Below are 686 nucleotides of genomic sequence, written 5' to 3'. Positions count from 1 at the left end.
CCCGCGTACGTGCGCCCAGGCCTACATGGCCGGCTGGCGCGACCTGATCTGCAGCTTGCGCCAGTTACGGCTTACGGCGCTGGAAATTTCCGGTCTCCTGAAGTTCCCCAGATCGACCGTCGCTCATGCCTTGAAACAGTGGGGGCTGAACCGCCTCAATCGTCTCACACCTCCCGAACCCGTGCGCCGTTATGAGCGGGCCCGTCCCGGGGACCTCATCCATCTGGACATCAAGAAACTGGGGCGGTTCAACAAGGTCGGCCATCGCATAACCGGACATCACAGGCGTCAGCGCTCCCGTGGGCTTGGCTATGACTATGTTCATGTTGCGATCGATGATCACAGCCGGGTTGCCTATGTCGAGGTCCTGCCGGACGAACGAGGGTACACCTGCGCCATGTTCCTCGTACGGGCGACCAGATGGTTCGCTGCCAGGGGTATCACCGTGGAACGCGTCATGACCGACAACGGCGTCGGTTACCGATCAAACCTCTTTGCCGCAACCACACAGCAGCTCGGTGCAAGACACATCCGAACCAGACCCTACACGCCCCAGACGAACGGAAAGGCCGAACGCTTCATCAAAACCCTCCAGGAAGAATGGGCCTACGGCGTGCCGTACAAAAGCTCAGAGCAAAGGAACGCCGCATTGCAACGATGGCTCCATATCTACAATTGCCAAAGGC

The 686-nt window shown here is 59.6% G+C and carries 1 protein-coding gene; it reads left to right on the top strand.

Features of this window, described 5'->3' with window-relative positions; genetic code table 11:
- Positions 1–686, top strand: a 686-nt coding sequence (locus tag OA90_RS27885) for a DDE-type integrase/transposase/recombinase (RefSeq protein WP_156510740.1), incomplete at both ends; no start/stop codon positions are given.

Source organism: Labrenzia sp. OB1, assembly GCF_001624695.1.
Taxonomy (GTDB): domain Bacteria; phylum Pseudomonadota; class Alphaproteobacteria; order Rhizobiales; family Stappiaceae; genus Roseibium.
The sequence above is the reverse complement of the archived record's forward strand: the minus strand, read 5'-3'. Positions and strand labels throughout refer to the sequence as shown.